The sequence below is a fragment of the Corallococcus praedator genome (assembly GCF_003612125.1).
Taxonomy (GTDB): Bacteria; Myxococcota; Myxococcia; order Myxococcales; family Myxococcaceae; genus Corallococcus; species Corallococcus praedator.
This window is the reverse complement of the sequence record NZ_RAWI01000712.1, coordinates 1-2,051: the sequence shown is the minus strand read 5'-3', so window position 1 is coordinate 2,051 and position 2,051 is coordinate 1. Positions and strand designations below refer to the sequence as shown.

Sequence of the window (2,051 nt, the reverse complement as noted above, 5' to 3'; positions counted from 1 at the left end):
CCCCAATCCGCCCCCCGAGGCGGACGACGACGGCGGTGACGACGAAGGCGACGAGGGCCCTGACGACGGGGATGCCTCCGCCGGAGGCCCCCAGCAGGGTGGCGCGCCCGGAAGCCCCGCCGGCCAGGGTGGCCGCCGCCGCCGCCGCCGTCGCCGTCGTCGTGGCGCGCAGGTGCACTTCACCCCGGAGGGCCAGGCCTACCGCATGCAGCCCGGCCCGGACGGCCAGCAGGTGCAGGTGTTCCTGACGCCCCAGGAGTTGGAGCAGTACAAGCAGCGTCAGGCCCAGCAGCAACAGCAGCAGCCCGCCGGCAACGCGCAGGCGCCGCAGCCGCAGGAAGCCCGCCCGCCGCAGCAGGAGGGCCGGCAGCAGCAGCCGCAGCACGAGCACCCCCGGCATCAGCGCGGGGGAGGCCAGCCCCAGCAGCAACAGCAGCAGAACCTGGCGCCGGTGGAAGGCGTGCTGGACACGGAGGCCAAGGGCCCCAACGCGTTCCTGCGTCAGGTGAAGCGCAACCTGCTGGCGTCGCCGGACGACCCGGAGCTGCCCAAGAACCTGGTGCAGAAGCTGCGCCTGCGTCAGGGCCAGTACCTGACGGCCTTCGCGCAGATGCGCGGCCACAAGGGCGTCATCCAGAAGGTGGACACGGTGGACGGGCGCCCGCTGGAGTCCGCGCCCCGGCTGCCCCACTTCGCGGACCTCACCTCCGTGGACCCCACCGAGCGGCTGAAGCTGGAGAACGGCCACAAGGAGATGGTCACGCGGGTGTTGGACCTCATCGCGCCCCTCGGCAAGGGCCAGCGCGCGCTCATCGTCGCCCCGCCGAAGACGGGCAAGACGATCATGCTCCAGCGCATCGCCCAGGCGGTCCTCAACAACCACCCGGAATGCCACGTCATGCTGGTGCTCATCGACGAGCGCCCCGAAGAAGTGACGGACATGCGCCGGAGCATCAAGGCGGAGGTCATCGCCTCCAGCTCCGACCGGCCCACGGGCGACCACCTCAAGGTGGCGGAGCTCGCGCTGGAGCGCGCCCGCCGGCTGGTGGAGGGCGGCAAGGACGTGGTCATCCTGCTGGACTCCATCACGCGGCTCGCGCGCGCCTACAACAAGGAGGTCGACAGCTCCGGCCGCACCATGACGGGCGGCGTGGACAGCCGCGCCCTGGAGCGCCCCAAGCGCATCTTCGGCGCCGCGCGCGCGACGGAGGAGGCGGGCTCGCTGACCATCATCGGCACGGCGCTCATCGACACCGGCAGCCGCATGGACGAGGTGATTTTCGAGGAGTTCAAGGGGACGGGTAACTCGGAAGTCACCCTGGACCGGCTGCTCGCGGAGAAGCGCGTCTTCCCGGCCATCAACATCCCCCAGTCCGGCACGCGCAAGGAGGAGAAGCTCTTCACCCTGCGCGAGTACGAGAAGGTGAAGAAGCTCCGCCAGATGCTCTTCGCCGTGAAGCCGGTGGAGGCCATGGAAGCGCTCGTCAAACGGCTCGGCCGGTACACCTACAACGACGAGTTCTTCGACGAGATGTAGCCCGTCTGCCCGCGCGGGGGTGGTGTGGCGAGCCCTGGATTGCGTAAGGTGTGCGCATGATTCAGGGCTCGGGCCGCTGCCACTACCACCCCGACCGCGCGGGCCTGGGCGTCTGCGTGGAGTGCCGCCGCGTCATCTGCCGCGAGTGCACCACGCAGTTTGAAGGCATCAACCGCTGCGCCAGCTGCCTGGACACGCGCCGCAAGGCGCTGGAGGGGCCGCCGCCCCGGCGTGAGTGGAGCGTCCTCAACGTGGTGCTGGCGCTGGTGGGCGCCGTCCTCTTGTGGGGCGGCGTCGTGCTCGCGGCCCACGTGGTGGGCTGAAAGACCATGGCCGTCTCCGCGCTCGAGTTGCGCCCCCGGGGTCCGGTGGCCTTGATGGATGCGGCGCTGCGGCTGTGCGCGCGCAACGCCGGCCTGTGGGCGCTCACCCTGCCCGGAGGCGCCGCGGTGGTGGCCGCGCTGCTGCACCTGGTGGACGCGGTGGACCACGGCCGCTCCCCCACCCTGCCCGC

General features: G+C 71.4%; 3 protein-coding genes. All 3 read left to right on the top strand.

The window, feature by feature from the left end:
* A partial coding sequence (gene rho / locus D7Y13_RS41140) for a transcription termination factor Rho (RefSeq protein WP_233602484.1) occupies nucleotides 1–1,537 on the top strand: 1,537 nt, incomplete at its 5' end.
* Nucleotides 1,538–1,593: 56 nt separating this feature from the next.
* Entirely contained in the window at nucleotides 1,594–1,860 is a 267-nt protein-coding gene (locus D7Y13_RS41135; protein WP_120538426.1) for a hypothetical protein, read from the top strand.
* 6 nt (nucleotides 1,861–1,866) lie between these two features.
* A partial coding sequence (locus D7Y13_RS41130) for a hypothetical protein (RefSeq protein ID WP_147452634.1) occupies nucleotides 1,867–2,051 on the top strand: 185 nt, incomplete at its 3' end.

Coding starts and splice junctions, on each gene's coding strand:
- D7Y13_RS41135 (WP_120538426.1), top strand. CDS start 1,594: ATGATTCAGGGCTCGGGCCGCTGCCACTACCACCCCGACCGCGCGGGC.